The organism is Pseudomonas putida, assembly GCF_028682395.1.
Lineage (GTDB): Bacteria > Pseudomonadota > Gammaproteobacteria > Pseudomonadales > Pseudomonadaceae > Aquipseudomonas > Aquipseudomonas putida_AB.
The window spans coordinates 116,999-143,089 of the sequence record NZ_JANHLC010000001.1; the positions used below are offsets into that span (position 1 = coordinate 116,999).

Annotated in this window: 25 protein-coding genes; 16 read left to right on the forward strand and 9 right to left on the reverse strand. The window is 60.7% G+C overall.

Annotation, left to right across the window (positions count from 1 at the left end):
* Positions 1-94 precede the first annotated feature (94 nt).
* Entirely contained in the window at positions 95-1,003 is a 909-nt protein-coding gene (locus NPS46_RS00490; RefSeq protein ID WP_274104436.1) for a LysR family transcriptional regulator, read from the forward strand.
* A gap of 116 nt (positions 1,004-1,119) precedes the next feature.
* Positions 1,120-1,923: a 2,5-didehydrogluconate reductase DkgB gene (dkgB, locus tag NPS46_RS00495; RefSeq protein ID WP_274104437.1), complete on the forward strand. Its 804-nt coding sequence runs from the start codon at positions 1,120-1,122 to the stop codon at positions 1,921-1,923.
* Positions 1,924-1,929: 6 nt separating this feature from the next.
* On the opposite strand, the gene NPS46_RS00500 is transcribed toward dkgB, so the two are convergent.
* Together NPS46_RS00500 and NPS46_RS00505 are read right to left on the reverse strand one after the other, a co-directional pair.
* Positions 1,930-2,736: an MOSC domain-containing protein gene (locus NPS46_RS00500; RefSeq protein WP_274104438.1), complete on the reverse strand. Its 807-nt coding sequence runs from the start codon at positions 2,734-2,736 to the stop codon at positions 1,930-1,932.
* Between the two features lie 91 nt (positions 2,737-2,827).
* The gene (locus NPS46_RS00505; protein WP_274104439.1) at positions 2,828-3,763 is read right to left on the reverse strand and encodes a chemotaxis protein CheV; all 936 of its coding nucleotides are present in this window, start codon (positions 3,761-3,763) and stop codon (positions 2,828-2,830) included.
* A 545-nt stretch (positions 3,764-4,308) separates the two neighbouring features.
* On the opposite strand from NPS46_RS00505, the gene NPS46_RS00510 reads away from it, so the two are divergent.
* The 3 genes from NPS46_RS00510 to NPS46_RS00520 all read left to right on the forward strand — a co-directional run bounded on the left by NPS46_RS00510 (position 4,309) and on the right by NPS46_RS00520 (position 6,761).
* On the forward strand, positions 4,309-4,755 hold the full coding sequence (locus NPS46_RS00510) for a hypothetical protein (protein WP_274104440.1): 447 nt from the start codon (positions 4,309-4,311) through the stop codon (positions 4,753-4,755).
* Positions 4,756-5,214: 459 nt separating this feature from the next.
* Complete coding sequence (locus tag NPS46_RS00515) at positions 5,215-6,105, forward strand: sensor histidine kinase (RefSeq protein ID WP_274104441.1); 891 nt, start codon at positions 5,215-5,217, stop codon at positions 6,103-6,105.
* The gene (locus NPS46_RS00520; protein ID WP_274104442.1) at positions 6,102-6,761 is read left to right on the forward strand and encodes a response regulator; all 660 of its coding nucleotides are present in this window, start codon (positions 6,102-6,104) and stop codon (positions 6,759-6,761) included. The genes NPS46_RS00515 and NPS46_RS00520 overlap by 4 nt, the downstream gene beginning before the upstream one ends.
* Here NPS46_RS00520 and yegS read toward each other — a convergent pair.
* Positions 6,745-7,647, reverse strand: a complete 903-nt coding sequence (gene yegS / locus NPS46_RS00525) for a lipid kinase YegS (protein WP_274104443.1) — start codon at positions 7,645-7,647, stop codon at positions 6,745-6,747. The genes NPS46_RS00520 and yegS overlap by 17 nt on opposite strands.
* Positions 7,648-7,808: 161 nt before the next feature.
* Here yegS and NPS46_RS00530 point away from each other — a divergent pair, with 161 nt between their 5' ends.
* Positions 7,809-9,251 carry a mannose-1-phosphate guanylyltransferase/mannose-6-phosphate isomerase gene (locus tag NPS46_RS00530; protein WP_274104444.1) on the forward strand — a complete coding sequence of 481 codons (1,443 nt, stop codon included), beginning with the start codon at positions 7,809-7,811 and terminating at the stop codon, positions 9,249-9,251.
* Between the two features lie 13 nt (positions 9,252-9,264).
* On the opposite strand, the gene glp is transcribed toward NPS46_RS00530, so the two are convergent.
* Complete coding sequence (gene glp, locus NPS46_RS00535; protein WP_274104445.1) at positions 9,265-10,491, reverse strand: gephyrin-like molybdotransferase Glp; 1,227 nt, start codon at positions 10,489-10,491, stop codon at positions 9,265-9,267.
* Positions 10,475-11,014: a molybdenum cofactor biosynthesis protein B gene (gene moaB / locus NPS46_RS00540; RefSeq protein ID WP_274104446.1), complete on the reverse strand. Its 540-nt coding sequence runs from the start codon at positions 11,012-11,014 to the stop codon at positions 10,475-10,477. The genes glp and moaB overlap by 17 nt, the downstream gene beginning before the upstream one ends.
* A gap of 78 nt (positions 11,015-11,092) precedes the next feature.
* Here moaB and mobA point away from each other — a divergent pair, with 78 nt between their 5' ends.
* Positions 11,093-11,689: a molybdenum cofactor guanylyltransferase MobA gene (gene mobA / locus NPS46_RS00545; RefSeq protein WP_274104447.1), complete on the forward strand. Its 597-nt coding sequence runs from the start codon at positions 11,093-11,095 to the stop codon at positions 11,687-11,689.
* 76 nt (positions 11,690-11,765) lie between these two features.
* Positions 11,766-11,987: a YgdI/YgdR family lipoprotein gene (locus NPS46_RS00550; RefSeq protein ID WP_274104448.1), complete on the forward strand. Its 222-nt coding sequence runs from the start codon at positions 11,766-11,768 to the stop codon at positions 11,985-11,987.
* A gap of 39 nt (positions 11,988-12,026) precedes the next feature.
* On the opposite strand, the gene NPS46_RS00555 is transcribed toward NPS46_RS00550, so the two are convergent.
* From NPS46_RS00555 to NPS46_RS00565, 3 genes are all read right to left on the reverse strand, one after another.
* Entirely contained in the window at positions 12,027-12,917 is an 891-nt protein-coding gene (locus NPS46_RS00555) for a pseudouridine synthase (RefSeq protein WP_274104449.1), read from the reverse strand.
* A gap of 84 nt (positions 12,918-13,001) precedes the next feature.
* Entirely contained in the window at positions 13,002-13,328 is a 327-nt protein-coding gene (locus NPS46_RS00560; protein ID WP_274104450.1) for a transcriptional regulator, read from the reverse strand.
* Positions 13,329-13,562: 234 nt separating this feature from the next.
* A complete protein-coding gene (locus NPS46_RS00565) occupies positions 13,563-13,802 on the reverse strand; it encodes a glutaredoxin family protein (protein WP_274104451.1) in 240 nt (79 codons plus the stop codon).
* Positions 13,803-13,982: 180 nt separating this feature from the next.
* Between NPS46_RS00565 and NPS46_RS00570 the strand changes: the two genes are divergently transcribed.
* Positions 13,983-15,941 carry a monovalent cation:proton antiporter family protein gene (locus tag NPS46_RS00570; protein WP_274104452.1) on the forward strand — a complete coding sequence of 653 codons (1,959 nt, stop codon included), beginning with the start codon at positions 13,983-13,985 and terminating at the stop codon, positions 15,939-15,941.
* Positions 15,942-15,962: 21 nt separating this feature from the next.
* On the opposite strand, the gene NPS46_RS00575 is transcribed toward NPS46_RS00570, so the two are convergent.
* Positions 15,963-17,171: an ammonium transporter gene (locus tag NPS46_RS00575; protein ID WP_274104453.1), complete on the reverse strand. Its 1,209-nt coding sequence runs from the start codon at positions 17,169-17,171 to the stop codon at positions 15,963-15,965.
* A 316-nt stretch (positions 17,172-17,487) separates the two neighbouring features.
* On the opposite strand from NPS46_RS00575, the gene NPS46_RS00580 reads away from it, so the two are divergent.
* The 7 genes from NPS46_RS00580 to NPS46_RS00610 all read left to right on the forward strand — a co-directional run bounded on the left by NPS46_RS00580 (position 17,488) and on the right by NPS46_RS00610 (position 25,962).
* Positions 17,488-17,802: a DUF883 family protein gene (locus NPS46_RS00580; RefSeq protein WP_274104454.1), complete on the forward strand. Its 315-nt coding sequence runs from the start codon at positions 17,488-17,490 to the stop codon at positions 17,800-17,802.
* Position 17,803: 1 nt separating this feature from the next.
* Positions 17,804-18,184 (forward strand): phage holin family protein, encoded by a 381-nt coding sequence (locus NPS46_RS00585; RefSeq protein WP_274104455.1) that lies wholly within the window; start codon positions 17,804-17,806, stop codon positions 18,182-18,184.
* Positions 18,181-18,501 carry a hypothetical protein gene (locus NPS46_RS00590; protein ID WP_274104456.1) on the forward strand — a complete coding sequence of 107 codons (321 nt, stop codon included), beginning with the start codon at positions 18,181-18,183 and terminating at the stop codon, positions 18,499-18,501. The genes NPS46_RS00585 and NPS46_RS00590 overlap by 4 nt, the downstream gene beginning before the upstream one ends.
* Before the next feature lie 134 nt (positions 18,502-18,635).
* Positions 18,636-19,799: an EAL domain-containing protein gene (locus NPS46_RS00595; protein WP_274104457.1), complete on the forward strand. Its 1,164-nt coding sequence runs from the start codon at positions 18,636-18,638 to the stop codon at positions 19,797-19,799.
* A 68-nt stretch (positions 19,800-19,867) separates the two neighbouring features.
* A complete protein-coding gene (locus NPS46_RS00600; RefSeq protein ID WP_274104458.1) occupies positions 19,868-21,199 on the forward strand; it encodes a deoxyguanosinetriphosphate triphosphohydrolase in 1,332 nt (443 codons plus the stop codon).
* 483 nt (positions 21,200-21,682) lie between these two features.
* Positions 21,683-22,309 (forward strand): response regulator transcription factor, encoded by a 627-nt coding sequence (locus tag NPS46_RS00605; RefSeq protein WP_274104459.1) that lies wholly within the window; start codon positions 21,683-21,685, stop codon positions 22,307-22,309.
* Positions 22,310-22,317: 8 nt separating this feature from the next.
* Positions 22,318-25,962, forward strand: coding sequence for a transporter substrate-binding domain-containing protein (locus NPS46_RS00610; RefSeq protein WP_274104460.1), 3,645 nt, complete (start codon positions 22,318-22,320; stop codon positions 25,960-25,962).
* Positions 25,963-26,091: the final 129 nt, after the last annotated feature.

A 26,091-nucleotide genomic window follows, 5' to 3' on the forward strand; every position in this document is an offset into this window, starting at 1 on the left:
TGGGTCCTCCTGTAAACCATGGGCATAGACTAGATTCCCCGGCTTTCATGCACCAGACTGCAAAAATCAGCCTTAGCGTTCTATTTGGAGAACGATGGTGGAAGACCTCAACACCCTCTACTACTTCACTCAAGTGGTTGAACACAAAGGTTTCGCCGCCGCCGGGCGAGCGTTGGGTATCCCGAAGTCGAAACTGAGCCGGCGGATTGCGCAACTGGAAGAGCGCCTCGGCGTGCGGCTGATCAACCGCACCAGCCGGCATTGCTCGCTGACGGAAATCGGTCAGGCGTATTACCAACGCTGCCTGGCCATGCGCGTCGAAGCCGAAGCGGCCGCCGAAGTGATTGAGCGCAATCGCGCCGAACCCCAGGGCATTGTGCGATTGAGCTGCCCGACCTCGCTGCTCAATGCCTGGGTTGGACCGATGCTGGTGCGCTATATGCTCCAATACCCACTGGTGGAGTTGCATGTCGAGAGCACCAATCGGCGCGTCGACCTGATCCACGAGGGCCTGGACCTGGCCCTCCGGGTACGGGTCCCGCCCCTGGAAAACAGCGACCTGGTGATGAAAGTCTTTGGCAATAGCACCCAGAGCCTGATCGGCCATCCGCGCTTTATCGAACACTTGTCGAACCCGGCAATCCCCGCCGACCTTGGCGATCTGCCGAGCCTGCACTGGGGCACGGCTCAACGCGAATACCACTGGGAGCTGTATGGCCCCCAGGACGCCCGCGCTCTGATCCGTTATGCGCCGAGGCTGGTGACCGACGACCTGATCGCACTGCGCCAGGCCGCGCTGGCCGGGCTGGGTATCGCCCATTTCCCCAATGTTCTGGTACATGAAGACCTGGAGGCGGGGCGCCTGGTCAATCTACTGCCGCAGTGGGCTCCCAAGTGTGGCATCGTCCATGCCATCTTCCCGTCCCGACGCGGCCTGCTGCCTTCGGTGCGCACGCTGATCGACTTTCTCGCCGAGGAATTCAGCCAGAGCAATATGGCCTAGGCGCGAAGACTCGTGCCCCCGGATCAAAACTCCTTTGCCCGCCTTGCGGTTTTTCCCGGGAAGCTGCGCACCGATACTGCACGGCATTCCCCACGGCATATTTCAGGAGTTTCTCAATGTCCATTCCTCCACTGGGTCTCGGTACCTTCCGCCTGCAAGGCCAGGTCGCCATCGATTCGGTCAGCAACGCCCTCGAACTGGGTTACCGGGCCATCGACACTGCGCAGATCTACAACAACGAGGCCGAGGTCGGCCAGGCCATCGCCGCCAGCGGCGTTGCCCGCGAGCAACTGTTTCTCACCAGCAAGATCTGGGTCGCCCACTACGCCGGTGATCAGTTGATCAGCAGCCTTAAGGAAAGCCTGCGCAAACTGCGCACCGATTACCTGGACCTGACCCTGATCCACTGGCCATCGCCCAACGACGAAGTGGCGGTGCAAGATTTTATGGCCACGCTGCTTGAAGCCCGCGAGCAAGGCTTGACCCGGCAGATTGGTATCTCCAACTTCACCATCGATCTGATGCAGCGCGCCATCGCGGCAGTCGGCGCACAAAACATCGCAACCCACCAGATCGAGCTGCACCCCTACCTGCAAAATCGCCAGGTGGTGGCATTCGCCCGCAGCCAGGGGATCCCTATCACCTCCTATATGACCTTGGCCTACGGCGAGGTCCTGGCAGACCCGGTCATCCAGCAGATCGCCGCACAGCTGGGCGCGACGCCCGCCCAGGTCACCCTGGCGTGGGCCATGCAATCGGGTTACTCGGTGATTCCATCCTCGACCCGCCGGGAAAACCTGGCGAGCAACCTCAAGGCGGTGGAAGTGCACCTGAGCCCGGAGCAGATGGCCCGGATCGACGCACTGGATCGTGGCTATCGCCTGACCAGCCCCGAGGGCCTGGCTCCGCAGTGGGACTGAAGCGCGTCAATCAAGCACGGTGACCGGCATACCCACCTCCAGTTCACCGATGCCGTCATTGACCAGGTTCTGCCCAAACATCACGCCGTCCTCACGCTGGCGATACGTGCTGAGCGTTGCCAGCGGCTCGCGGTCAGGGCTGCGCTCGCCAGTGGCCGGGTCGATGGTGGTCAGGATGCAGCGCGAGCAGGACTTGACCACGCGAAACTCCACATCACCGATGCGCAGCCGCTTGAAGCCATCCTCGGCAAACGCCTCGGCGCCTTCGATCACCAGGTTGGGCCGAAAACGCAGCATCTCCTGAGGGCGACCAACCCTGGCAGAAATATCCTCGAGCGAGGCCTGGCCGATCAGCAACAACGGAAAACCATCGGCGAACGCCACCCGGTCGGCGTCCTCGCCAACGCCGGCCTGGGTGTACCGCGCTCGCTCGCGGGGCACATGCACCAGGCGGGTTGGCTTGCCGATAAAGGCGCTGACCCAGCGCGCCGCCGCATCACCGGCATCGGGCACACGCAAGGTGTCACGCCAAATGGTGACGCCGCGCAGATGCTCGTCGGGGTTGGGCAGTGCGATATCTAGGGGCTCGTGCCCGGCCGCTGCCAGCGTCAGCCCGCCCGCGCTGTTCCAGGTGGCTGAAAGCTGGCTCATCTGGGCTTCGGCACGCTGGGTCAGGAAACGTCCGCTGGCCTCATCCACCAGCATCCAGCGCCGGTCGCCGACCAGGCCCAGTTGATCGAGCCCACTGCGCTGGAGCATTTCGCCCTTGGCGGATTTGAGGGGGTAGCGGTAAAGCGCACTCAGACGCAGCATGGGCTGGCTCCGTAGGGGGCAAAAACCGCCACCTTATACGAGCCGGCCACCGAATCCTAGGCAGGCCATAGGCCTGCCGGGAGCGTTTGGCTCAGGCCATGACTTCGTCGAGCAGCAGGCGCTCGCGCACTACGTCGACCAGCTTGTCCGGCTGGAATTTGGAGAGGAAGTTGTCGCACCCGACCTTCTTTACCATCGACTCGTTGAAACTGCCGGACAACGAGGTGTGCAGCACCACGTACAGATCCTTCAGCCGCGCGTCATGGCGAATTTCGGTGGTCAAGCGATAGCCGTCCATTTCCGGCATCTCGGCATCGGTGAAGATCATCAGCAACTTGTCGGTCATGACCTCGCCGCTGTCAGCCCAGCCCTTGAGCATGTTCAAGGCCTTGAGGCCATCACTGGCGATATGCATCTTGACGCCCAGCTGGGACAGGGTGTCGCGCAACTGGCTGAGCGCCACCTTGGAGTCGTCCACCAGCAACACTTCGCGACCGCGCGCGCGTTCCAGTACAGGATCGTCGAGCTTCTCCCGGGACACCTTGGCGTTGTAAGGGACAATTTCGGCAAGCACTTTTTCCACGTCGATGATTTCCACCAACTGGTCGTCGACCTTGCTGATGGCCGTCAGGTAATGCTGGCGTCCGGCACTGGTCGGCGGGGGCAGAATGGCTTCCCAGTTCATGTTGACGATCCGGTCGACGCCACCGACCAGGAAAGCCTGCACCGAGCGGTTGTATTCGGTCACGATGATGGTGCTGTTCGGGCCTGGGACCAGTGGGCGCATGCCAATGGCCTGGGACAGGTCGATCACCGGCAAGGTCTGGCCGCGCAGATTGACGACACCGCAGACAAACGGATGGCGCTGGGGCATCAGTGTCAGCTTGGGCAGTTGCAGGACTTCCTGCACTTTGAACACGTTGATCGCGAACAATTGGCGCCCGGCCAGGCGAAACATAAGGATTTCCAGGCGATTCTCACCCACCAGCTGGGTGCGTTGGTCTACCGTGTCGAGAATGCCGGCCATTGATAACTCCTGGGCGTGGTTCGATTGAAGGGCATGGAAAGACTTATCGGCTGCAATTGCGGGACCTTTACCCTGGGGAAAATACCGCTGAAAGGCATTGATGTCACATTAACATCATGCTTTACTGGCTCGCGCAACATATGGCAACTTTTCCGCCAAGCCCTTATAAATACTAAGCCCAAAGCGAAAAACTAAGGGATTCCCCTAGCCCCAGTCAGGCCCAACCTGATTTGCGCAATATCTAATAGACATTAATGTGACGCCATTCTCAAATTAATGAATGGAGTCCGCTTTTGTTCGCTCGTGAAGCAATGGCAACCCGCCACTACCCTTGGCCACTGCGCTTTGTCGCCAGCGCCAGCGACATGAACGACGAAAGGCTTAAAGGCAATATGCCACCATTGACAAGATCCGAAGATACTCGATTTTCCATTGTGAGTAAAAGCCCGAACACGTCCAGTTCTGCTCCGTTGTCACAACACGCCGCGACCGACCCTTCGTTCAGTTCCAGCTTTTCCGAGCGCCTCAGTAGTGGAGAGTCAAGTATGCCCAATGGCGCTGAATTGCCCTGCGAACTCAACGAGTTCCTGAACGAGGCCGACCTTTTGTTCATCAGGTCACAGGAATGCCTCGAACACCTGGCGCTAATCGCCAATGACGCGGATGCCATCGACTGCCTGCGCGCCGCCCTGCTGCAACTGACCCGGCAGGCACAATCCCTGGCCCTTCGGGCAATTGCCAGCTTTACCCAGCAACTGCACGCCCTGCTCGATCAGCCCCTGGCCCAGTTGGACCTGCATACCAACGCCCTGATGGCCCTCAAGGACTGCTTCAGCCTGCTGGCCTGGCAACTGGAGCTGGTCGATCGCACCACCGGTCAACTCCTCCTTGACGATGAAGAACAGAACACCCTGCTCGATGTACTGGCGAGCCAGCTCAAAGCTGTCCCGACCTGCTGCCAGTCTGGTGCAATCAGCTCGTGCTTGCGCTGAAATAACTGCCATAGAGCCTCGACAGGCTTCTTTGGAGCGATGCCAGATTAGTTGAACTAATTAGTCAACTAATCACTGCATTAACTTTATTTACTGTTATTCCTTGCCCTGCACATACGTTGCACTAAAACGTTTTTTCGCCATTACTGGCGAAAGATCAAGACATTCGCCCATCGTTCTCTTGAAAGTTAAGCCTTTTTAAAACACGGACTTACACGAATGTTCGAGCAAACATTGGCGGGAGGCGACCTGCACGTGGCGAAGTGTTACTATGCAGCACTATTTCGCATATTATTTGACACTTGTTTTGGCTCAAGACGTTTGCGCCCCGAATCAGTGCATAACTAAACTCGCTATACGGACAGCGCCAAATTGAGGTCGAACATAAAAGCGCATCCATTATCCGAACCCGGGCCCAAGCATTCAGCCCGCAGCGAACATCACACGGCGCCTTGCACTATGTCCGCTCGCCTGAGCTCCTTCAAACCCTGGCCCAGTACGCAAAAAGCCGCACGCCGGCTGACCTTCCTGCTCTGCATCGGATCCATGAGCGGCAACCTGCTGATCTACCTGACCTCGACCACCCTGCCCCTGTCCCTGCTGGCCCTGAACCTGGCGGCCTTGAGCTGTGCCTGGCTGCATTATCGCCATGCCCGCAAGGCCATCAATTTCCAGCCGCAGGAACTGGCTGAGCGCCTGCTTGAGGTCCAGGAAAACGAGCGCCATCGACTCAGCCGTGAGCTGCACGACGATATCGGCCAACTACTGACCGCCGCCAAATTGCAAAGCCAGTGGCTCCTGCGCCACGCCCCCGAGGCACTGCATCAACAGTGCGCAACGATCAGCGCCACCCTGGATGAAACCCTGGCGAAGGTGCGTGATGTCTCGGCCATTCTCAACCCGCGACAACTGACCAGCCTGGGTCTCGAAGCCAGCTTGCGCGCGCACCTGCTGCGCGCCCTGGAAAACACCGACGTGCACTGGAGCCTGGAGTGCCAGCAACGGTTGACCGGTATTCCCGAAGAGATGGCCGTCGCCACCTTTCGCATCACCCAGGAAGCCATTACCAACCTGCTGCGCCATGCCCAGGCACGCAACCTGTTGGTCAATGTGCAACGCCTGCCCGAGGGGTTGCGACTGCATATCGTCGATGATGGCCAGGGTTTCGTCCCGGCTGCTGACCCGGCCCGTGAAGGTCAGCGCGGCATGGCCGGCATGCTTGAGCGCTGCGAACAACTGGGCGGCACCCTGACCGTCAGCAGCCAGCCCGGCCAGGGCACTCGAATTGACGCACTTTTCCCCTGGGCTCCAAGGGCCCTCGAACGAGCCAGCACGAATAAGGTTCTATGACCTGCAATTTACTTCTGGTGGATGACCACTCACTGATCCGGGCCGGCGTGCGCGCCCTTGTCCTGGATATTCCCGGTTACGCCGTGGTCGGCGAAGCCAGCGATGGCTCGCAGGTGATCGAAATGGTCGCGGCGCTGAACCCCGATATCATCCTGCTCGATATCTCCATGCGCGACACCAGCGGGCTCGACACACTGGGCGAACTCAAGCGCCGCTTCCCACGCAACAAAGTGCTGATTTTATCGATGCACACCGATCCGGAGATGATCATGCGCGCCCTGGAAATGGGTGCCCATGGCTATCTGCTCAAGGACACCAGCGCCACCGAACTGCAGCAGGCCCTGGAAGCCTTGCGCAACGACGAGCGCTACCTGAGCCCGGCCATTGCCCACACCGTGATCAACCAAGCCCTGACCCGCGCGCAGAAAATCCCCGAGCCCGTGGACGCCACCCATAACCTGACCGCCCGCCAGCTGGAAATCCTGCGGCTGGTCGTGCGCGGCAAATCCACCCGGGAGATTGCCCACGGCCTCGACTTGAGTATCAAGACCGTGGAAAGCCACCGCTCGCAGATCATGAAACGCCTGCAGATTTACGATGTGGCAGGCCTGGTGCTGTTCGCCGTGCGTGAGCGGATCATCAGTCTCGACGATTAGCCAGCAGCGGCGAGCCCTCTGGCAGGTGCACCCGCAACGCCTGCGGGCGCGCGACGAAACGCAGGCTCTCGCCCTGCAATGGCTCGCCATCGAGATTGATATCCAACCCCTCGGCCGCCTTAATCTCGACCCAAGGCAGACGAGCCCGCACAAACAGGTTCTCGATGCCCCAACCACCCGCCATCAAGTCGCGCAGGGTCGAGACCACTTCCTGAGGGGCCGGCAGGATACTGATATCCAGCAAGCCATCATCCGCCAGCGCCTGTGGGCAAAGTTCATGGCCACCTCCCGCCTGGCGACCATTGCCGATCCCCAACGCAAGCAACTCGCCGCGCCAGTGAAAGCCCGGCCCCTGCAACTCACCGTAGGCCGCATGCAGCTCGCTGAAACGCGACAACCCGGTAAACAGGTAGGCGGCGCCACCCAGCACCTTTTTCAAGTCTTCCGAGGTATTGGCCGTCACCTGGCTGCCAAAGCCTCCAGTGGCCATATTGAGGAACAACTGACCGCCCACCTCCCCTAGGTCAATGGCCCGTGGTGGCACATCGAGCAAGGCCAGCGCGGCATCCGGTTCCAATGGCACACCCGCCGCTCGCGCAAAGTCATTGGCTGTCCCCAGGGGCAGCAGTACCAGGCTCGCCGATGGGTCCGCCAGCGCCATGGCTTCGGCGATATCACGCAAGGTGCCATCGCCACCACCCGCAATCAGGTATCGATAGCCTGCCGCCAGGGCTTCGCCTACCAGGCGCCGGGCGTCGCCGGCTTCCCAGGTCAAGCGCACCGCCAGTTCCCAGCCCAGATCGCGCCGGCGCTGAACGGCCGTGCGGACGGCCTCGTTGAGCGCCTGTTTGCCGTGCAGAATCAAAAGTGCCTTGCGCTCGCTCATTGGTTTTTGCTCCGTGAATGGATTCGCGATGGAGGATATTGACCCCAGCGTAGTGGAAAAAGCTCAGCAACTCGGGATGCATGGGTTACCGTGTCGCACTTTCCATTGCCCCCCAGGCGCCCGCCGCCCGAGCGGCGCTCCAGACTTGCGAGACCCTGCGAATGGGCACCCTCATTCCCTGCATCATCGCCGGCGGCGCCGGCACCCGGCTCTGGCCCGTATCACGCGAAGCCTTGCCCAAACCCTTTATGCGCCTGCCCGATGGCATGAGCCTGCTGCAGAAAACCTTTCAACGGCTTCAGCACCTGCGCGGCGTGGAGCGGTTGCTGACCGTGACCCATCGCGATCTGTACTTTCGCACGCTGGACGATTACCGCCCGCTGAACACACCATCGCTGGCGCTGGATTTCATTCTCGAACCCTTTGGCCGCAACGCCGCCGCCGCCATCACTGCCGCCGCCCTGCACGCGCTCCAGCGCCATGGCCCCGAAACGCAATTGCTGGTGCTGCCCGCAGACCATCTGATCCATGACGTTCAGGCCTTCGCCAATGCCGTGGAGAATGCCCGCTCGCTGGCCGAGCAAGGCTGGCTGGTGACGTTCGGCCTGGTGCCGAGCCGGGCCGAAACCGGCTTCGGCTATATCGAGCAAGGTGAAAGCCTGGGCCAGGGTGGCTTCAAGGTCGCGCGCTTCGTTGAAAAACCGGACCGCGCTACCGCTCAGGGCTATCTCGAGGGCGCCCGGCACCTCTGGAATGGCGGCATGCTCTGCCTGCGCGTCGACGCCCTGCTGCAGGAAATGGCCATCCACGCCCCGCAGTTGCTGGCCTCGGTGGAAAACTGCCTCGCCCACAGCCACGGACGCCATGCCGAGGGGCCCCTGCAACTGGAACTCGATGGTCACCGTTTCACCGATGTCGCGGATATCTCGATTGACTATGCGCTGCTGGAGCACTCTTCCCGAGTCGCGGTGATCCCCTGCGAGCTGGGTTGGAGCGATATCGGCTCCTGGGAGGCGGTACGCGAACTGAGCCCGAGCGATGCCCTGGGCAACCAATGCACTGGCGAAACCCTGCTGCGTGACGTGAGTCACTGCTTTATCGACGCGCCCCAGCGTCTGGTCGGTGCGATTGGGCTGCGCAATCTGGTGATTGTGGATACCCCTGATGCGCTGCTGATCGCCGACGCCTCGCGCACCCAGGAAGTCGGGCACCTGGCCCGCGAGCTCAAACACCAAGGCCATGCGGCCTATCGCCTGCACCGCAGTGTCAGTTGCCCCTGGGGCAACTACACCGTGCTAGAAGAGGGCCCGCGCTTCAAGGTCAAGCGGCTGGTCGTGCATCCGCACGCCGCGCTGTCCCTGCAACGGCACCAGCATCGCAGCGAACACTGGATCGTGGTCAGCGGCCTCGCCCAGGTCACTCACGGTGAGCGCCAGTTCGTCCTCGGCATTCACGAGTCGACCTTTATCAGCCCAGGTCAGCGTCATCGCCTGGCCAACCCTGGCGACGACAACCTGGTGATCATCGAAGTGCAGAGCGGCGATTACCTGGGCGAAGACGATATAGAGCGCTTTACCGACGCCTACGGCCGGGTCGATCCATGACCCGGCTAGCGCCCTAGCCGAGCACTTCGCTCAGGGGAATGAAGTTGACCCAGTCCCCCTCGACCAGCGTCCGCTCTTCAAGCACTTCCACCAGTCCTTCGGCCCAGGCGGCGCTACGCAGCACGCCGGAGCTCTGGTTGCGATAAATCACCGCACGGCCTTGCTCGAGGCGCCCACGCAAGTATTCGCGCCGATTGCCTGGCTTGCTCCAGACAAAACCGGCCGGCACCTGAAACTGCAGCGGCCGCACCGCCTGCACGCCCTGGCGACGCAGCAGATAGGGGCGGGCCAACAGGGCAAAAGTCACCAGGGTCGAAGCCGGGTTACCCGGCAGGCCAATCACCGGCACCGCACGGAAATGCCCGAAGGTCAGCGGCTTGCCCGGCTTTATCGCCAGCTTCCAGAGCGCCAGTTCACCCTCTTCACGCAAGGCGATCCCCAGGAAGTCCGCTTCACCCACCGACACACCGCCGGTGGACAGGATCAAATCGACATCGCCCAGCTCCGCGAGGCGCTGACGGGTCGTCGGCAAGTCATCGGGGAGGATGCCGGCATCCACCACTTCACACCCTAGGCGCTGCAGCCAGCCACAGAGCAAAACCCGATTGCTGTTATAAATCTGCCCGGGACCCAGTGCCTGGCCAGGCTCAATCAACTCGTCGCCAGTGGACAACACCGCCACGCGCACCTTGCGCACCACTTCCAACTGCGCGCACCCCAGGGACGCGGCCAGCCCCAGCTCTATCGGCCCCAGGCGCGTGCCTGCGTCCAGTACCGTTTCGCCGACCGTGGTTTCCTGGCCTTGCGCACGGATGTTCTGGCCAACCTGCAGCACTTCGGTAAAGCGCACGCGCTGATCGTCCAGGACCTCGGCGTTTTCCTGCATTTCAACGCAGTCAGCGCCTTCGGGGACCGGAGCACCGGTAAAGATCCGGGCGCAGGTCCCAGCGGCCAACGGCAGCGGCGCCTGCCCGGCAAAAATACGCTGGCTGACCGGCAGTGGTGCGCCGGTCCAATCGGACAGGCGTAGGGCATAGCCATCCATGGCGCTGTTCGGCCAGGGCGGCAGATCCAGGGAGGACACCAGGTCAGCGGCCAGCACCCGCCCCTCGGCCAGCGCCAGGGGCAGCACTTCACGCTCCAGGATCGGCGTTGCTTCAGCCATTTCCAGCAGGCGCGCCAGGGCCGTTTCAACCGGTAGCAATGCGCCTGACTTGCCCGGCTTATCCACGGGATTCACAGGGTGCGGCCTGCTTCAGATGGGGAACGAAATTGCACGGGCGATGACGTGAGTCCAACTGCTCGGCCAGAATGCCATCCCAGCCGGTGCGCACCGCGTTGGTCGAACCCGGCAGGCAGCACACCAGCGTGCCATTGGCCAGGCCGGCGAGCGCCCGCGATTGCACGGTCGAGGTACCGATATCGGCCACGGATATCTGTCGGAACAACTCGCCAAAGCCATCGACCAGCTTGTCCAGCAGGCAGCTCACGGCTTCCGGCGTGCTGTCGCGACCGGTAAAGCCGGTGCCGCCAGTGATCAACACCACCTGCACAACATCCTCGGCGATCCAGTGGGCAACCTGCGCGCGAATCTTGTAGAGGTCATCCTTGAGCAGCACCCTTTCAGCCAAACGGTGGCCGGCAGCGGTCAGACGATCGACAAAGACTTGCCCGGAGGTATCGGTGTCCAGGGTACGGGTGTCACTGACTGTCAGCACCGCGATATTGAGCGGCGCGAAAGGTACATCAGCCTTGGCTTTCATAGGCGAGGTCCGGTTGTAGGAGAAACAGGCCGGTGTTATATCACAGCGATCCTTTTCAACGCCCGCCTGGAGACACCCATGCACCCGACACTACTGCCTTGTTCCATCCTGCTGCTGGCCGGCGGGCGCGGCCAGCGCATGGGCGGCCAGGACAAGGGCCTGCTGGCCTGGCATGGCCAGCCGTTGATTGCCCAGTTGCACAAGACGGTGCGCCCGTTTAGCGACGAGTTGATCATTTCCTGCAACCGCAATCACGATATCTATGCTGCCTATGCCGACCGCCTGGTGCATGACGACAGTGATGATTTTCCCGGCCCCCTGGCGGGCATCCGTGCGGGTTTGCTAGCCGCGCGCCATGCGCATTTGCTGGTGCTGCCCTGCGATGTACCGGGCATCGACGCCGATTTGATTCGTACCCTGCTTGAAAGCGCTGCATGCCAGCCCGAAAAACCGCTGATGTTGCGCCACGGCGAACACTGGGAGCCGCTGATCTGCGTAATTCCGACGGCACTTTGCGAGGCCTTTGAAACGGCCTGGCAAGCAGGCGAGCGTAGCCCGGGGAGGCTCATGCGCCAGATCGGTGCCCAGGCCCTGCAGTGCCGGGCCTACGATCCGCGCCTGGCCAACCTCAATACCCCGGAGCTGTTACAGCAGGCGCAAGCTGTGTCAGATTGACACTAGGCAAGGAACTTGCCGAGGATGTATACGTCTCAAGGACAGTTATCAAAACGCCCATTAATGGAGAAAGACCATGACGCATCGGATCCTTGCCACCCTTCTGCTCGCAGCGGGCCTTGCCACCCTCGCCGGCTGCTCTTCGCCATCAGTCATCACCCTCAATGACGGTCGTGAACTGCAGACGGTGGACTCCCCCAAGTTTGACTCCGACACCGGCTTCTACGAATTCGAACAACTGGATGGCAAGCGCACCAAGATCAACAAGGATCAGGTCCGCACCGTCAAAGAGCTGTAAAAACCCTGGGCCGCGGCGAAGCGAAATCGCCGCGGCCCTTTACCATTGCAGTGTGATCGAACTTGTAAACTGGCGCTCTACCCCGCTCAATGGATCGGTAAAACGCAAACCCTGAGCCAGCAGCTTCAATGGATTGGCATAATCATCCTCGGCGTCCTTGAGGACCTGAGGATAAAACGGGTCGTTTTGAATCGCCGCCCCCAGCGCCGCCATATGCACCCGCAACTGATGCTTCTTGCCCGTGACCGGGTAAAGCGCATAACGCCACCACTCGCCGTTACGCTCACTTACGGCCACTGCCGTCTCGGTATTGCTTGCCCCCGCCCCCTCCTGCATCCGAAAGAACGGTTCCCCGGCCACTAGCCGACTCTTGTGCACGCGCGGAAACTCCAGTTCGGGCAACGCTCGGGCAATGGCTTCGTAGCGTTTTTCGATCTGTCGGGTGGGGAACAGCGATTGATAGGCGGAACGGGACTCGGGGTTGGCCGAGAACAGCACCAGCCCGGCGGTATGCCGGTCGATGCGGTGCAGGGGCACCAGATGGGGATTATCCAGACGCCGGATCAGGCGGCGCAGCAGGGTGTGCTCGACATACTCACCGGCTGGGGTAACAGGCAGAAAATGCGGCTTGTCCGCCACCACAATATGTTCATCGGCATAGAGGATCGTTTCGGTCACCGGAATCGGCGCCTCGTTCGGCACCTCGCGAAAATAGTGCACGCGCAACCCTTCGCGATAAGGCTGCTGAGGGCTCATCGGCTGCCCGTCGGCATCCAGAACCCGGCCCCTGGCAAAGCGATCCAGCCACTGCTCGCGACTGATCGCGTGAAAATGCGCGCACAGGCACTCCAGCACCGTTGGCCAGGCACCGGGCGGCAGGTAAAGAGTACTGGCCTGGGAGTGTGCTGCAGAAAAAACGCGGGTGCTCATGGAAAGGCTCTGGCCATCGATGCGGGTCGGCATTATCCGCCAAGGGTTGCGGGCCGTCACGAACGTCGCGATCAACCGGCCAGATCAACCGCGCAGCGATGCCTTGTTGGTCATCCCGCGCGCCTCGGTAAACTCCTTCAACCAGCGCAGCACCTCGACAGCCTCCCAGCGACCCGGGTCATACAGGGCATAGAGCAGGCCCTGATAACCCACCACATCGAGGGCGCGGTGATAACCGGCACGCTGGAACAAGGCTTCGATTTCCGCAAAACAGGTATTGAAGTGCACCTTGTTAAAGGGCGTCTTGCCTTCAGTGACCAGGCCATCCAGGCGCAACTCCAGCACTGCCTCGCTGATGACATCGGTGGACATGCGATTGACGCTGTTTTTCAGTTGTTCGACATTGACCATCGTGCGGCCCTCTTCTCTCGTTCACCAGTTTTGCCACCGATGATGATTCGGGTCATCGATTGCCTGGCCACAAGGGAAATGACGCCAGCAGCGTCTGCTGCGCCAGAAACGGTCAGAGGCACACAGGACAACTCGATAACTGTACATGCATACAGTAAACGAAAAACGAATGTCCCGCCAAGAAATTAGACAGGGGCATTGCGTACACAGGCGAAATCGACTTGGGGATCTCGATCAACCAAGGAAAGCGACGACCTGTTCGGCATCGAACGGCCAGTTCAACTCCGCGCCCGTATCCATGCGCCGCAACACCGGAATGCGCAGGCCGTAAGCCTCGACCAGCCCCGGCCCGTCTTCGGCAATATCCACCAACTCCACCAGCAGGCCGTGCTCGACCAGCGGCATCAGTTGCGCTTCCGCGAGCTCGCAAAGGTGGCAACCAAGAGTACCGAACAGCTGACATTCCGGGGACATGACACAAATACCTGAGCATCGAACAGGCATGCATTTTAAGCCGCACCCGGCCTAGCGTCGACCAGTGTTGCAGGCTAAAGATGGCCTTGTGCGAAAACCCTGATCCCGATCATGATTCGGGCTGCCGAGTTGCACGATGATGGTGGTTTTTTTGTCGATTGATCCTGTCCGGAGACGCTTGTGTTTGCAAACCTGTTGATCATCCTCGCCTCATCACTGGTGGTGATTGCCCTGTTCCGCCGCCTGCGCCTGCCGCCGGTGCTCGGCTACCTGTGCGTCGGCCTGCTGGTCGGCCCCAAGGCATTTCACTGGGTGAACGAAAATGAGGCGCTGCCGGACCTTGCAGAGCTGGGCGTGGTGTTTTTGCTGTTTTCCCTGGGGCTGGAGTTCTCCCTCTCGAAAATGCTCGCCCTGCGGCGCGTAGTGTTCGGCCTGGGCAGCCTGCAGGTACTGTGCTCCAGCGCGCTGCTCGGCGGCCTGCTCTACGCCTTTGGCGTACCCGCCAACGCGGCCCTGCTACTGGGTGCTGGCCTCGCCCTGTCTTCTACCGCCATCGTGAGCAAGGAACTGACCAGCCTTGGCGAAATTTTCAGCACCCACGGGCAAAACGCGATTGGCGTGCTGTTGTTCCAAGATGTGGTCGCGGTCCTGCTGCTGACACTCGTTCCCGTGTTCGCCGGCAGTAGCGATCAAGCCTGGTACTGGGCACTGCCGATCACCCTGGGCAAGACCGTGCTGCTGTTTGTCGGCTTGCTGCTGGCCAGTCGCTTGCTGCTGCCACGCCTGTTCCATGAAGTCGCGGCCTCCCACTCCGCCGAACTGTTCGTCCTGTTGGCGCTGGTTATTGTTCTGCTCACGGCCTGGCTGACCCACTTGCTCGGCCTGTCCCCGGCGCTGGGAGCCTTCCTCGCCGGCATGCTGCTGGGCGAAAGCCATTACCGTCATCAGATCGAAGCCGATATCCGCCCGTTCCGCGACATCCTGCTCGGGCTGTTCTTCGTCAGCATCGGCATGCTGATCGACCTGGAACTGTTTGCCAGCCATGGCCTGCTCATACTTGGCCTGACGCTGGGCCTGCTCCTGCTCAAAGGCGGCGTGGTCGCCCTGCTGCTCAAGCTGCGTGGCAAGGACAGCGAAACCGCCTGGCGTAGCGGTCTGGCCCTGGCCCAGGGCGGTGAATTCTGCTTTGCCCTGATGGCCCAGATGCAACAGAACAAATTGATGCCGGACTCCATCAGCGGCCTGCTGCTGGCCGCGACCTTCTGCTCGATGCTCCTGACGCCACTGCTGCTGCGCGCCGCGCCAAAAGTGGCGGCACGCCTGCACCGCAAACCAAACCAGGAAGCCCAGCTCGACGAAATCGCCGCGATCAGCGCCGAGCTGAACGGCCACGTGGTGATCTGCGGTTACGGCCGCGTGGGCCAATCCATCGGCCGATTCCTGCGCCGCGAGCAACTGCGTTTTATCGCGCTGGACGATGATCCGGTCCGCGTGCAGGAAGCCGCTGCGGGCGAGAGCAACGTGCACTACGGCGATTCACGCCGCGGCGAATTGCTCGCCGCCGTCGGCCTGGAGCGCGCTCGCCTGCTGGTGGTGGCCGTGGACAAGACCGATGTCGCCATGGAGGTGCTCAGGGCTGCACGGCACCTCAATGCCCAGGTACCGATCCTGGTCCGCACCCGCGATGACAGCCAGCACGCCGAACTCAAGGCCGCCGGCGCTACGGAAGTGGTGCCTGAACTGCTGGAATCGAGCCTGATGCTCGCCTCCCATGCACTGATCATGCTGGGCGTGCCCGAGCGCCAGGTCCAAGCCAAGGTCGATGAGGTGCGCCATACGCGCTATCGCCTGCTGCACGGCTTCTACCACGGCGCCCAAAGCAACCTGCTGGACAGCCAGGGCCAGCCCAAGACGCTGATGCATGCGGTCAACCTGAGTGGCGATGCCCATGCCTGCGGCCAGACACTCGATGCCCTGGCCCTGGAGAAAATGGGCGTCGAGGTTCAGGGCCTGCACCGGGGCAGCCAGGAACTGGCGCTGGACACCCGTGCGCCCCTGCAGCCCGGGGATACCGTACTGATGTCCGGCCCGCTGGCGGCCATCGAGGCCTGTGAGTCGCGCCTGCTGGGTGGCCAGTAGCGCGCTCGCTGGACCAACGCCTCAGTCCTGGCTGATGGCGCCGATCTTGTGAATCGACAGGTCGGCGCCGTAGTACTCCTGCTCCTGGCTCAAGCGCAAGCCGGTGCAGCCCTTGATCAGGCCGTAGACCGCGAAGCCGCCCAACAGCGCCACTAGCACCCCCAGCCCGGTGCCAATCACCTGACTGATCAGGCTGACGCCCCCCAACCCACCCAGCACATCCTGGCCAAAAATCCCGCAGGCGATTCCCCCCCAGGCACCACACAACCCGTGCAGCGGCCAGACCCCCAGCACGTCGTCGATCTTCCATTGGCCCTGGGCTGCGATAAAGCACCAGACAAACAGGCCGCCCGCGATCAGCCCGGTCATCAGCGCGCCCACCGGATGCATCAGGTCTGAGCCCGCACAAATCGCCACCAACCCAGCCAGCGGGCCGTTATGCAGGAAGCCCGGGTCATTGCGCCCGACAATCAGCGCGGCGACCGTCCCGCCGACCATCGCCATCAATGAATTGACCGCCACCAGCCCGCTGACGGCCTGCAAGGTCTGGGCGCTCATCACATTGAAGCCGAACCAGCCGACGATCAGAATCCACGAACCCAGGGCCAGAAACGGAATACTCGACGGCGCAAAAGCGACCAACCGCCCGTCTCGATAACGTCCCTGTCGCGGGCCCAGCAACAACACGGCCGCCAGCGCCAGCCAGCCGCCCATGGCATGGACCACCACGGAGCCGGCAAAGTCATGGAAGCCGGCACCAAAGTGCGCCGCCAACCAGGCCTGGACGCCAAAATTGCCATTCCAGACCACACCTTCGAAAAAGGGATAGATAAAGGCCACGATCAGCGCCGTGGCGCAGAGTTGCGGCGCAAAACGCGCACGCTCGGCGATCCCACCGGAAATAATCGCCGGAATCGCCGCCGCGAACGTCAGCAGAAAGAAGAACTTCACCAGGCCATAACCATGGTCGGCGCTCAGCACGGCGGCCGGCTGCAGAAAATGCACGCCGTACGAAATCCAATAGCCTATAAAGAAATAGGCCAGTGCCGAGACGGCAAAGTCGCTGAGGATTTTCGACAAGGCGTTGACCTGATTCTTCTGCCGGACCGTACCGACCTCAAGAAAAGCAAAGCCGGCGTGCATGGCCAGAACCATGACCGCACCGATCAGGATAAACAGGGTATTGGAACTGTGAACCAGGGTGTCCACAGCACTTTGCAGATTTTCCATGGATTGGGCAGACCTGAGATCAGGGAAAAGGCATCCAGACCGGACCACTTCGCACTGGTTTGGCGCAACCCGAGACGGCGACGAACCGAATTGGCGCAACAGGGACGATAGGGCAAATGGTCGCTGGGTTTATTTGCGCTCGTTTCGAATATTTAAGGTAAGGTTTTCACGGCTACGGGCCATTCCACGCCCGAATACCGCGCAGGCCTCCCGGCTCGCGCACCAGCACAAAGCAAAAGCTGTACCAGGCGATCCCACTGAACCTTCGGCGGGACACCACACTCGAACCCCTCACAAGCCACTCACGGAGATCACCATGGCCCGCAAAACAGCAAAGACTGCTCAAGAGATATTGATGGAGGATTTCCAGGCCCTGGTCAGCGACACCGAACGCCTGCTGGAGCACACGGCTTCCCTGGCCGGTGAGCAGGCCGACGAACTGCGTGGACAGATCCACGAGAGCCTGCTCAAGGCCCGCGAAACCCTGCAACTGACCGAACAATCGCTGCGCGATCGCGGCCAGGCTGCCGTGATTGCCGCTGAAGACTATGTCCAGACCAACCCTTGGCAATCGGTCGGCATCGCGGCGGGCGTGGGCTTCCTGATCGGCCTGCTGGCCACACGGCGCTGATATGGCAATCGACGATTCCGGCGCGACCGGAGCCTCTTCGCCGCGGCGCCTGGGCGCTGCATTTCTGGGCCTGTTGCACAGCCATGTCGAACTGTTCGGGATCGAGTTGCAGGAGCAGAAAGCCCGAACTGTCAGCCTGCTGCTGTTTGCCGGCCTGGCCCTGGTTTTCGCCCTGCTGCTATTGATTGGCCTGTCGGCGCTGGTGCTGGTCCTGGTCTGGGATAGCTACCGGCTGGCCGGGATTCTCGGCCTTTGCGGCTTCTATGCACTGGCGGCACTGTTCTGCGGCCTGCGCTTGAAATCTGCAGTGTTCGACGAATCATCGCCCTTCAGTGCCACCCTCGAAGAACTGGCCAACGACCGCGAGCGACTGCTGCCATGAGCCTGCCTGAAATTCCGCGAAACCAAAGCCGCCAGGAAATGCGCAAGGCCCTGATCCGCTTGCGCATGGAGATGCACCGCCAGGAGATTCGGCATGAATCCCGGGAGCTGCTGCAACCGCTGAACCGGGCACGGGGCCTGGCCAGTCACTGGCAGCAAAGCCTGGGTATCAAGCACGCACCGCTCTGGGGCATCGGCATCGTTACCCTGTTGGGCTTCCTGTCCGGCAAGGGGGCCAAAGGCGGCGGCTTGGCCCGGATAGTCCAGTTGGGAACCAGTTTGTTGCCACTGATCAAACTGGCGATGCGAAAAAACTGAACGGTCGGATTCTGGCTGTGTTCTTGCAAAGTGTTTGGGCGCAAAGCCTGGAGCCCCACTCCAGAGACTTTGCGCTGCTGCCTGCCGACCTGCGCAGCAGTACCAAAACCAACAAGAATCACTAAGGAGTCTCCGTGTTCGATGGGCAACCTCTCGCCTGTTTTCAGCCGTTCATCGATACCGCCACCGGCCGCATCGCTGGCATCGAAGCCTTGGGCCGACTACGCCAGGAGAACGGCCAACTGAGTAGCGTCGGCCCCCTGTTCGCCGACCCGAAAACGCCACCGGCCGCCCTGCGGCGCCTTGATCGGCAGTTGCGCGACGACGCCTTGGCACGCTTGCATGAAGCGCCAGCCGACTGGTTTCTCAGTCTCAATATTTCGCCCCGCTGGATCAGCCGCCTGCGCGCAGGCCAGGCACTGCCCAGCCTCAAGCAATTGCACCAACATGGCGTCGACCCACGGCGCATAGTCTTTGAAATTACCGAGCTGGGTGGCGATATCCAGCGGCTGGCCGACGTTGTCAGTCGCTATCGGCAAGTCGGCGCGCGTATCGCCATCGATGATTTTGGCGCCGGGTATTCCCAGCTCGACCGCGTCCTGGCCCTGCAGCCCGATATTCTCAAGCTCGACATGCGCCTGTTCCAGGCGGCGGCCCGGGGCGGTCCAAGCAGCGAAGTGGTCAAGGCCCTCGCACAGATGGCGGAGAAAACCGGCTGCTGGATCATTGCCGAAGGTGTGGAGACCGAAGCCGAACTGGATTTCGCCCTGGAATGTGGCTCACGCTATGTACAGGGCTTTCTATTCGCCAGGGCCGAACAGGCCTTCTTCGCCCCCGACGCTTTCGTCGAGCGCTTTGCTCTGTTGCGTCAGCGTTATGTGCAAAAAAAACTCGGCGAGCGTGCTCAGATGATGGTGCTGCGCCAGCAACTCGGCGAGCTGATGCAACTTCTGCAGCAATGGGCCAGTACCCAAGCACCACTCGAGCAACTTCCCCAGCCGGATGCATTCCCCTGGCTGCTGCGTTTCTACCAATGCGACCGGCACGGCACCCAACTGACGCCGAACCTGGAATGGCGCGACAATGCCTGGCATGCCGATGACAGCTATGTCGGCCACAACTGGTCATGGCGGCCGTACTTCTACCACCTGCTTGCCGAAGGCTGGGAGGAACGGCGACTGACCCTGTCCAACACCTATCGCGACGCCACCAGCAACCAGTATTGCCTGACGGCCGGGCAGTTTTTCGACAATGGCCAGCGCCTGTTGCTGATCGATATCGACGCTGCCGGGCTATAAGCCCTTGCGACAATGAGCGTGAAACACGAAGCTGGGGCTATCCAGTCACCCTACGGAGAATCCCCGCCTTGGATTGGCCTACCCTGCTTACCCGCGAACGTCTCGGCAAACCCCTGCACAGCTCCGAAGAGCTGGGCCGCAGCCCCTTCCACAAGGACCACGACCGGATCATCTTCTCCGGCGCCTTTCGCCGCCTGGGCCGCAAGACTCAGGTCCACCCGGTGACCAGCAACGACCATATCCATACCCGCCTGACCCACTCCCTGGAAGTCAGTTGCGTCGGCCGCTCCCTCGGCATGCGCGTCGGTGAAACCCTGCGCAGTGCACTGCCGGATTGGTGTGATCCAAGCGATCTGGGGATGGTCGTACAGTCGGCCTGCCTGGCCCACGATATTGGCAACCCACCTTTTGGCCACTCCGGCGAAGATGCGATCCGCCACTGGTTCCAACAAGCCGCGGGCCGGGGCTGGCTGGACGCCATGAGTGAAGCCGAACGCAATGACTTCCTCAACTTCGAGGGCAATGCCCAGGGTTTTCGGGTGCTGACCCAGCTTGAATATCATCAGTTCGACGGCGGCACCCGCCTGACCTACGCCACCCTCGGTACTTACCTGAAGTACCCATGGACGGCCCGCCATGCCGACTCCCTGGGCTACAAAAAGCACAAGTTCGGTTGCTACCAGAGTGAGCTGCCGATTCTCGAGCAGATCGCCCACAAGCTCGGCCTCCCGCAGCTTGAGGAGCAGCGGTGGGCACGTCACCCGCTGGTCTACCTGATGGAAGCCGCCGACGACATCTGCTACGCGCTGATCGACCTTGAAGACGGCCTGGAAATGGACCTGCTCGACTATAGCGAAGTGGAGTCACTGCTCCTCGGCCTGGTCGGCGACGACCTGCCCGAGACCTACCGGCAACTGGGGCCGGGCGATTCGCGACGGCGCAAGTTGGCTATCTTGCGGGGCAAGGCCATCGAACACCTGACCAACGCTGCCGCTCGCGCGTTCGTCGAGCAACAGGATGCCTTGCTGGCGGGAACCCTGCCCGGTGATCTGGTCGAGCACATGCACGGTCCGGCCAAACGCTGCGTGCTGGATGCCAAGGATATCGCTCGCCAGAAGATCTTTCAGGACAAGCGCAAGACCCTGCACGAGATTGGCGCCTACACCACCCTGGAAATTCTTCTGAATGCCTTTTGCGGTGCAGCTCTGGAGCAGCATGGCGGGCGTACGCCGTCGTTCAAGAACCGGCGCATTCTCGACCTGCTGGGCAATAATGCGCCCAGCCCGAGCGCATCACTGCATAGTTCATTCTTGCGCATGATTGACTTCATTGCCGGGATGACCGACAGCTATGCCACTGAAATGGCCAGAGAAATGACCGGCCGTTCCAGCCCTCAGTAATCAGGAGTCTGACATCAACGCCCGGGGTCGCCGCCTGAAAACGGCTCCTGGGACCGGCTCCCGCGACCGATGCAGTTGTCGCAGAAACAGCTCAACGAATGCGTTTATCGGCACGCCCGTGAAAGCTCGTCCCGCCCTCTACCCAAGCAACCGTTCATATTCCTGCACGACCGTGGGAAATTCAGCACGCGAACGTTCAGACACACTTACGGCAAATACCCTGCTGCACCGAAGAATAACTCATTGCAGGAGCCAGAAATTTTCCACCCAAACAGCGACTCAAAACACTCCCCCCTATAAACATGTAACAAGGAACTTCGTATATCGCACTTTTCAGGCGTTAATCATGACAACAATGCTAGAAACAGCTTTGTTTAACGTAAGAAACATCCGATATTGATTTTTTTGCGAAAAGCCTTCATATGCCCTTGCATCTATCTGAGCTAAGGTTTGCACCTTATTACAGCTGTATGGGATTTCTTTATGAGCTCGGTTTTTATTATCGACGACCACCCAGTCATTCGTCTTGCAGTACGCATGTTACTTGAGCATGAAGGTTATGAAGTCGTCGGCGAAACCGATAACGGCGTGGACGCCATGCAGATGGTCCGCGAGTGTCTTCCAGACCTGATCATCCTAGATATCGGCATTCCAAAACTCGACGGCCTGGAGGTCCTCGCCCGCTTCAATGCCATGGGCACACCTCTGAAAACGCTGGTACTCACCGCACAATCCCCCGCACTTTTCGCCATTCGGTGCATGCAGTCAGGAGCATCGGGTTATGTCGGCAAACAGGAAGACTTCACCGAACTGCTCAGTGCGATCAAGGCGGTGCTAGCTGGTTACAATTATTTTCCCAGCCAGGCCTTAAACACATTAAACACCGAGGCGTTTTCCGCGCCTGACATAGAGTTACTCAAATCAGTCAATGACCGGGAACTCATGGTCCTGCAGCTCTTCGCCCAAGGCAGGACAAACAAGGAAATTGCCACCGGGATGTTTCTCAGCAACAAAACCGTTAGCACTTATAAGCAACGCCTCATGCAAAAACTAAATGCCGACACTCTTGTAGAACTAATAGAACTAGCCAAACGTAATGCCCTAGTGTGAGAAACAGGATGCCCACGCAGTTAAAGGACTATTTACTACTTATGGCGGGCCTATGTTTAAGCACACTGGTAATCGCAGATACGGCAACACCCAGTGGCTACATTGCGTTAAGCCGAGAGCATGGCAACTGCTTGAACATAGAGCCCACCGAGCTCCAGCAGCATTGGCTAAAAAACAGAGGTCGGTTGGTGCTGGGTACCTCGGCACCTGACTACCCTCCTTTCGACATTACCAACAGAGGTCGTATCTACGAGGGCTTGACCGCCGACTACGCCGGCATTGTCGCCCAGACCCTTGATCTGCCACTTGAAGTTCTGCGGTTCAACTCACGGGCTGCGGCAATGCAGGCGCTTGAGGACGGCGAGATCGATATGCTGGGCAGTGCCAATGGCTTCGAGGCAACCCACCAGAATATAAGGCTCTCGACACCTTACGCCGTGGACCAGCCGGTACTGGTTACCCGCAAGGATGAAACTCGCTCGCGGATCGACCCCCCTCATAAGATGCGCATGAGCATGCTCCATCACTATCTGCCCATGGACATGGTCAAGGCGCTCTACCCGTCAGTGACCGTCCAGCTTTATCCGTCATTGCACAGTGCCATGAATGCCGTGGCATTCGAACAGGCCGATGTGTTTCTTGGTGACACCCTCTCCGCCCACTACGTGATCAGCAAGGGCCAACTCAGCAATATCCAGATGACCCGCTTCGGCAAGCATGAAGCCAACGGCTTCAGCTTTGCCGTGCGCCACGACAATCTGCAACTGCTGGAACTGATCAATCAGGCACTTGCCGCCACCCCAGCAAGCCAGCAGGAAAGTATCCTCAAACGCTGGAGCCCCGGCAGCGATATCTTGCTCAAGGACCAGAAACTGCATTTGAGCAAACGTGAGCAGCACTGGTTGAGTGCCCACCCGGTGGTGCGTGTCCTCGCCCCGGAGAACCTGGCACCGGTGAGCTTCTTTGACGCCGAAGGCACCTTTCGCGGTATCAGTGCCGACTTGCTGGAACTGATCAGGATGCGCACGGGTTTGCGCTTCGAGGTCCAGCAAGCCTCCAACGACCAACAGATGGTAGAGGGGATCGACCAGCGCCAGGCCGACATCATTGCGGCCATAACCCCGGCCCTCGCGCCCCAGACGCGCCTTGATTTTTCCCGCCCCTACTTGAAAAGCCCGTCTGTCCTGCTAACCAGGAAAACAGCCGATGCGCCCGCAACACTGGAGCAGATGGCCGGAAAGCGTATAGCCATCAACCAGGCCAACCCTCTGGTCACCTTTCTCCGCGAACATCACCCTGACATCAGCCTGATCGAGACCCCCGACATACTGAGCGCCACGAAACTACTGGCCGACAATCAGGTTGAAGGGAGCGTAGCGCCGCTGCTCCTCGCCAATTACTACCGCGCGCTCAGCGCATTCGAATCATTGCGCATCAGCGCCACGGTCGGCACCCATCAGGAAGAGTTCACCCTGGCAACCGCCGATACCGCCAACGAACTCGGCTCCCTTCTGGACAAGGCCCTGCTGAGCATTACCCCCGTGGAGATGGAGCTTATCAATAGCCGCTGGAGCAACTACAAGCCTGATGCCAACGACTACTGGCGCAAGCACTCACGCCTGATCTACCAGGTCATTGGGACGGCGACTCTCCTGCTCAGCCTTTCATTGATCTGGAATGCCTACATGCGCCAGCAGATCCGACAAAGGCAGATTGCCGAACGCGCGCTCAACGACCAGATCGAGTTCATGCACGTCCTGATCAACCTGACGCCCCACCCCATTTACGTCCGCGATTGCGCTGGACGGCTGACCACCTGCAACGACAGCTACCTGAAGACTTTTTCCGTCGCCCGGGAAGACGTTATCGGCAAGGACGTCATCGACAGCGCCCTGCATGGTGAACTCGAAGCACTGCAGTACCAGGCTGACTATCAGCGTGTACTCAAGGACGGTACCCCGCAGATAACCGATCGTCCCCTGCGGGTGGGCACGCGCACACTGACGATCTACCACTGGATCCTGCCTTATCGCGACTCCCTGGGTGAGATCCAGGGCATTATCGGCGGCTGGGTCGATATCAGCGAACGCCGCCAACTGATCGAAAAGATGCGCGTGGCCAAGACTTTGGCCGATGAAGCCAGCCGAGCCAAAAGTACCTTCCTGGCAACCATGAGCCATGAAATACGCACCCCCATGAATGCAGTGATCGGCATGCTGGAGCTGACATTAAAACGCGCCGATCAAGGGCATTTCGATCGCCCCTCGATCGAGATTGCCTACAACTCGGCCACCGATTTGCTGGAGCTGATAGGCGATATCCTGGATATCGCCCGGATAGAGTCGGGGCGCCTGAGCCTGTCACCGGAGCGGGTCAACCTACGCGAACTGGTCAGTTCGGTGGTCAGGGTCTTCGATGGCCTGGCACGCCAGAAAAGCCTGACGCTGCAGTTGGAGTTCAATCCGGCCCACGGCACGGAAGATGTCCTGCTGGATCCGCTGCGCTTCAAGCAGATCCTGTCCAATCTGATCAGCAATGCCATCAAGTTCACCGAGCGCGGGCAGATCACCGTGAAAATCAGCCTGACAGAGTGCACCACGTCCGAGAATGTCCAGCTGGAGCTCAAGGTCCAGGACGGCGGTATCGGGATCAGCCAGGAAGACCAGCAGCACCTGTTCCAGCCTTTTGCCCAGGCCGACAACAGCGGCCAGTTGGCCAGAAGCGGGGCCGGTCTGGGCCTGGTGATCTGCCGTAGCCTGTGCGAAATGATGGGCGGTACCCTGGCGCTGCACAGCACGCTCGGCGTCGGCACCCAGGTCACCGTCGCGTTAGCCCTGGAACGCCTGACAAGCCCGCCCCCCACACCCGCTATCGCCCCGCCCACCCTGACCACCCAACAAACTCTGAGCGTGCTGGTAGTCGACGATCATCCCGCCAACCGCCTGCTGATGTGCCAGCAACTGGGCTTTATCGGCCACTTGTGCGAGATCGCTGAAAACGGCCGGGCCGGCCTGGATAAATGGATGGCCGGAACCTTTGACCTGGTAATCGCCGACTGCAATATGCCCGTGATGAATGGCTACGACCTGACCAGGGCCATCCGCGAACACGAACGCCTCAACCAACTCCCCCATTGCCAGGTGTTCGGTTTCACCGCCAATGCCCAGCAGGAAGAACGCACGCGCTGCCTGGCGGCGGGCATGGATGATTGCCTCTTCAAGCCCATCAGCCTCGCCGCCCTGCACGAGCGCCTGGCCAACCTGCAATCGCAGCGCACCAACGACCCATTCGACCTCCGGGGGCTGGACGCCATGACCGGTGGTGATCCCAGCCTGGTCAGCCGCTTGTTGAACGAGTTGCTGAAAAGTAATCGCCTTGATCGGTTGGAACTGCAGAAAGCCGCGCAAGGGCAGGACCTGTCGGCGCTCATCGAGATCGCGCACCGCATAAAAGGCGCCGCCAGGATCATCAAGGCGATGCCATTGATCGAACACTGCGAACACCTCGAACAGCTCTGCCAGGAGAGGGCCTCAGCCGACATCATCCTTCCTGCGCGACTGGCGGTCGAGCAGGCCTTGATCACGCTCGACAAGGCGCTGCTGCATCAGTTGGCGTCAGCGACACCTCCCGGCGATTTATCCGCCCAACCCTGACCCTCTCATACGCCTAAAGCGTCCAGGCGACACGCCGAAGAAAGTCACCGAAAAAACGGCACGCCCGGGCGCCGCCGTTTACTATGCTTCTGCACGCAAGAGCCATCAAAGCAACATCATGGAGAGTTC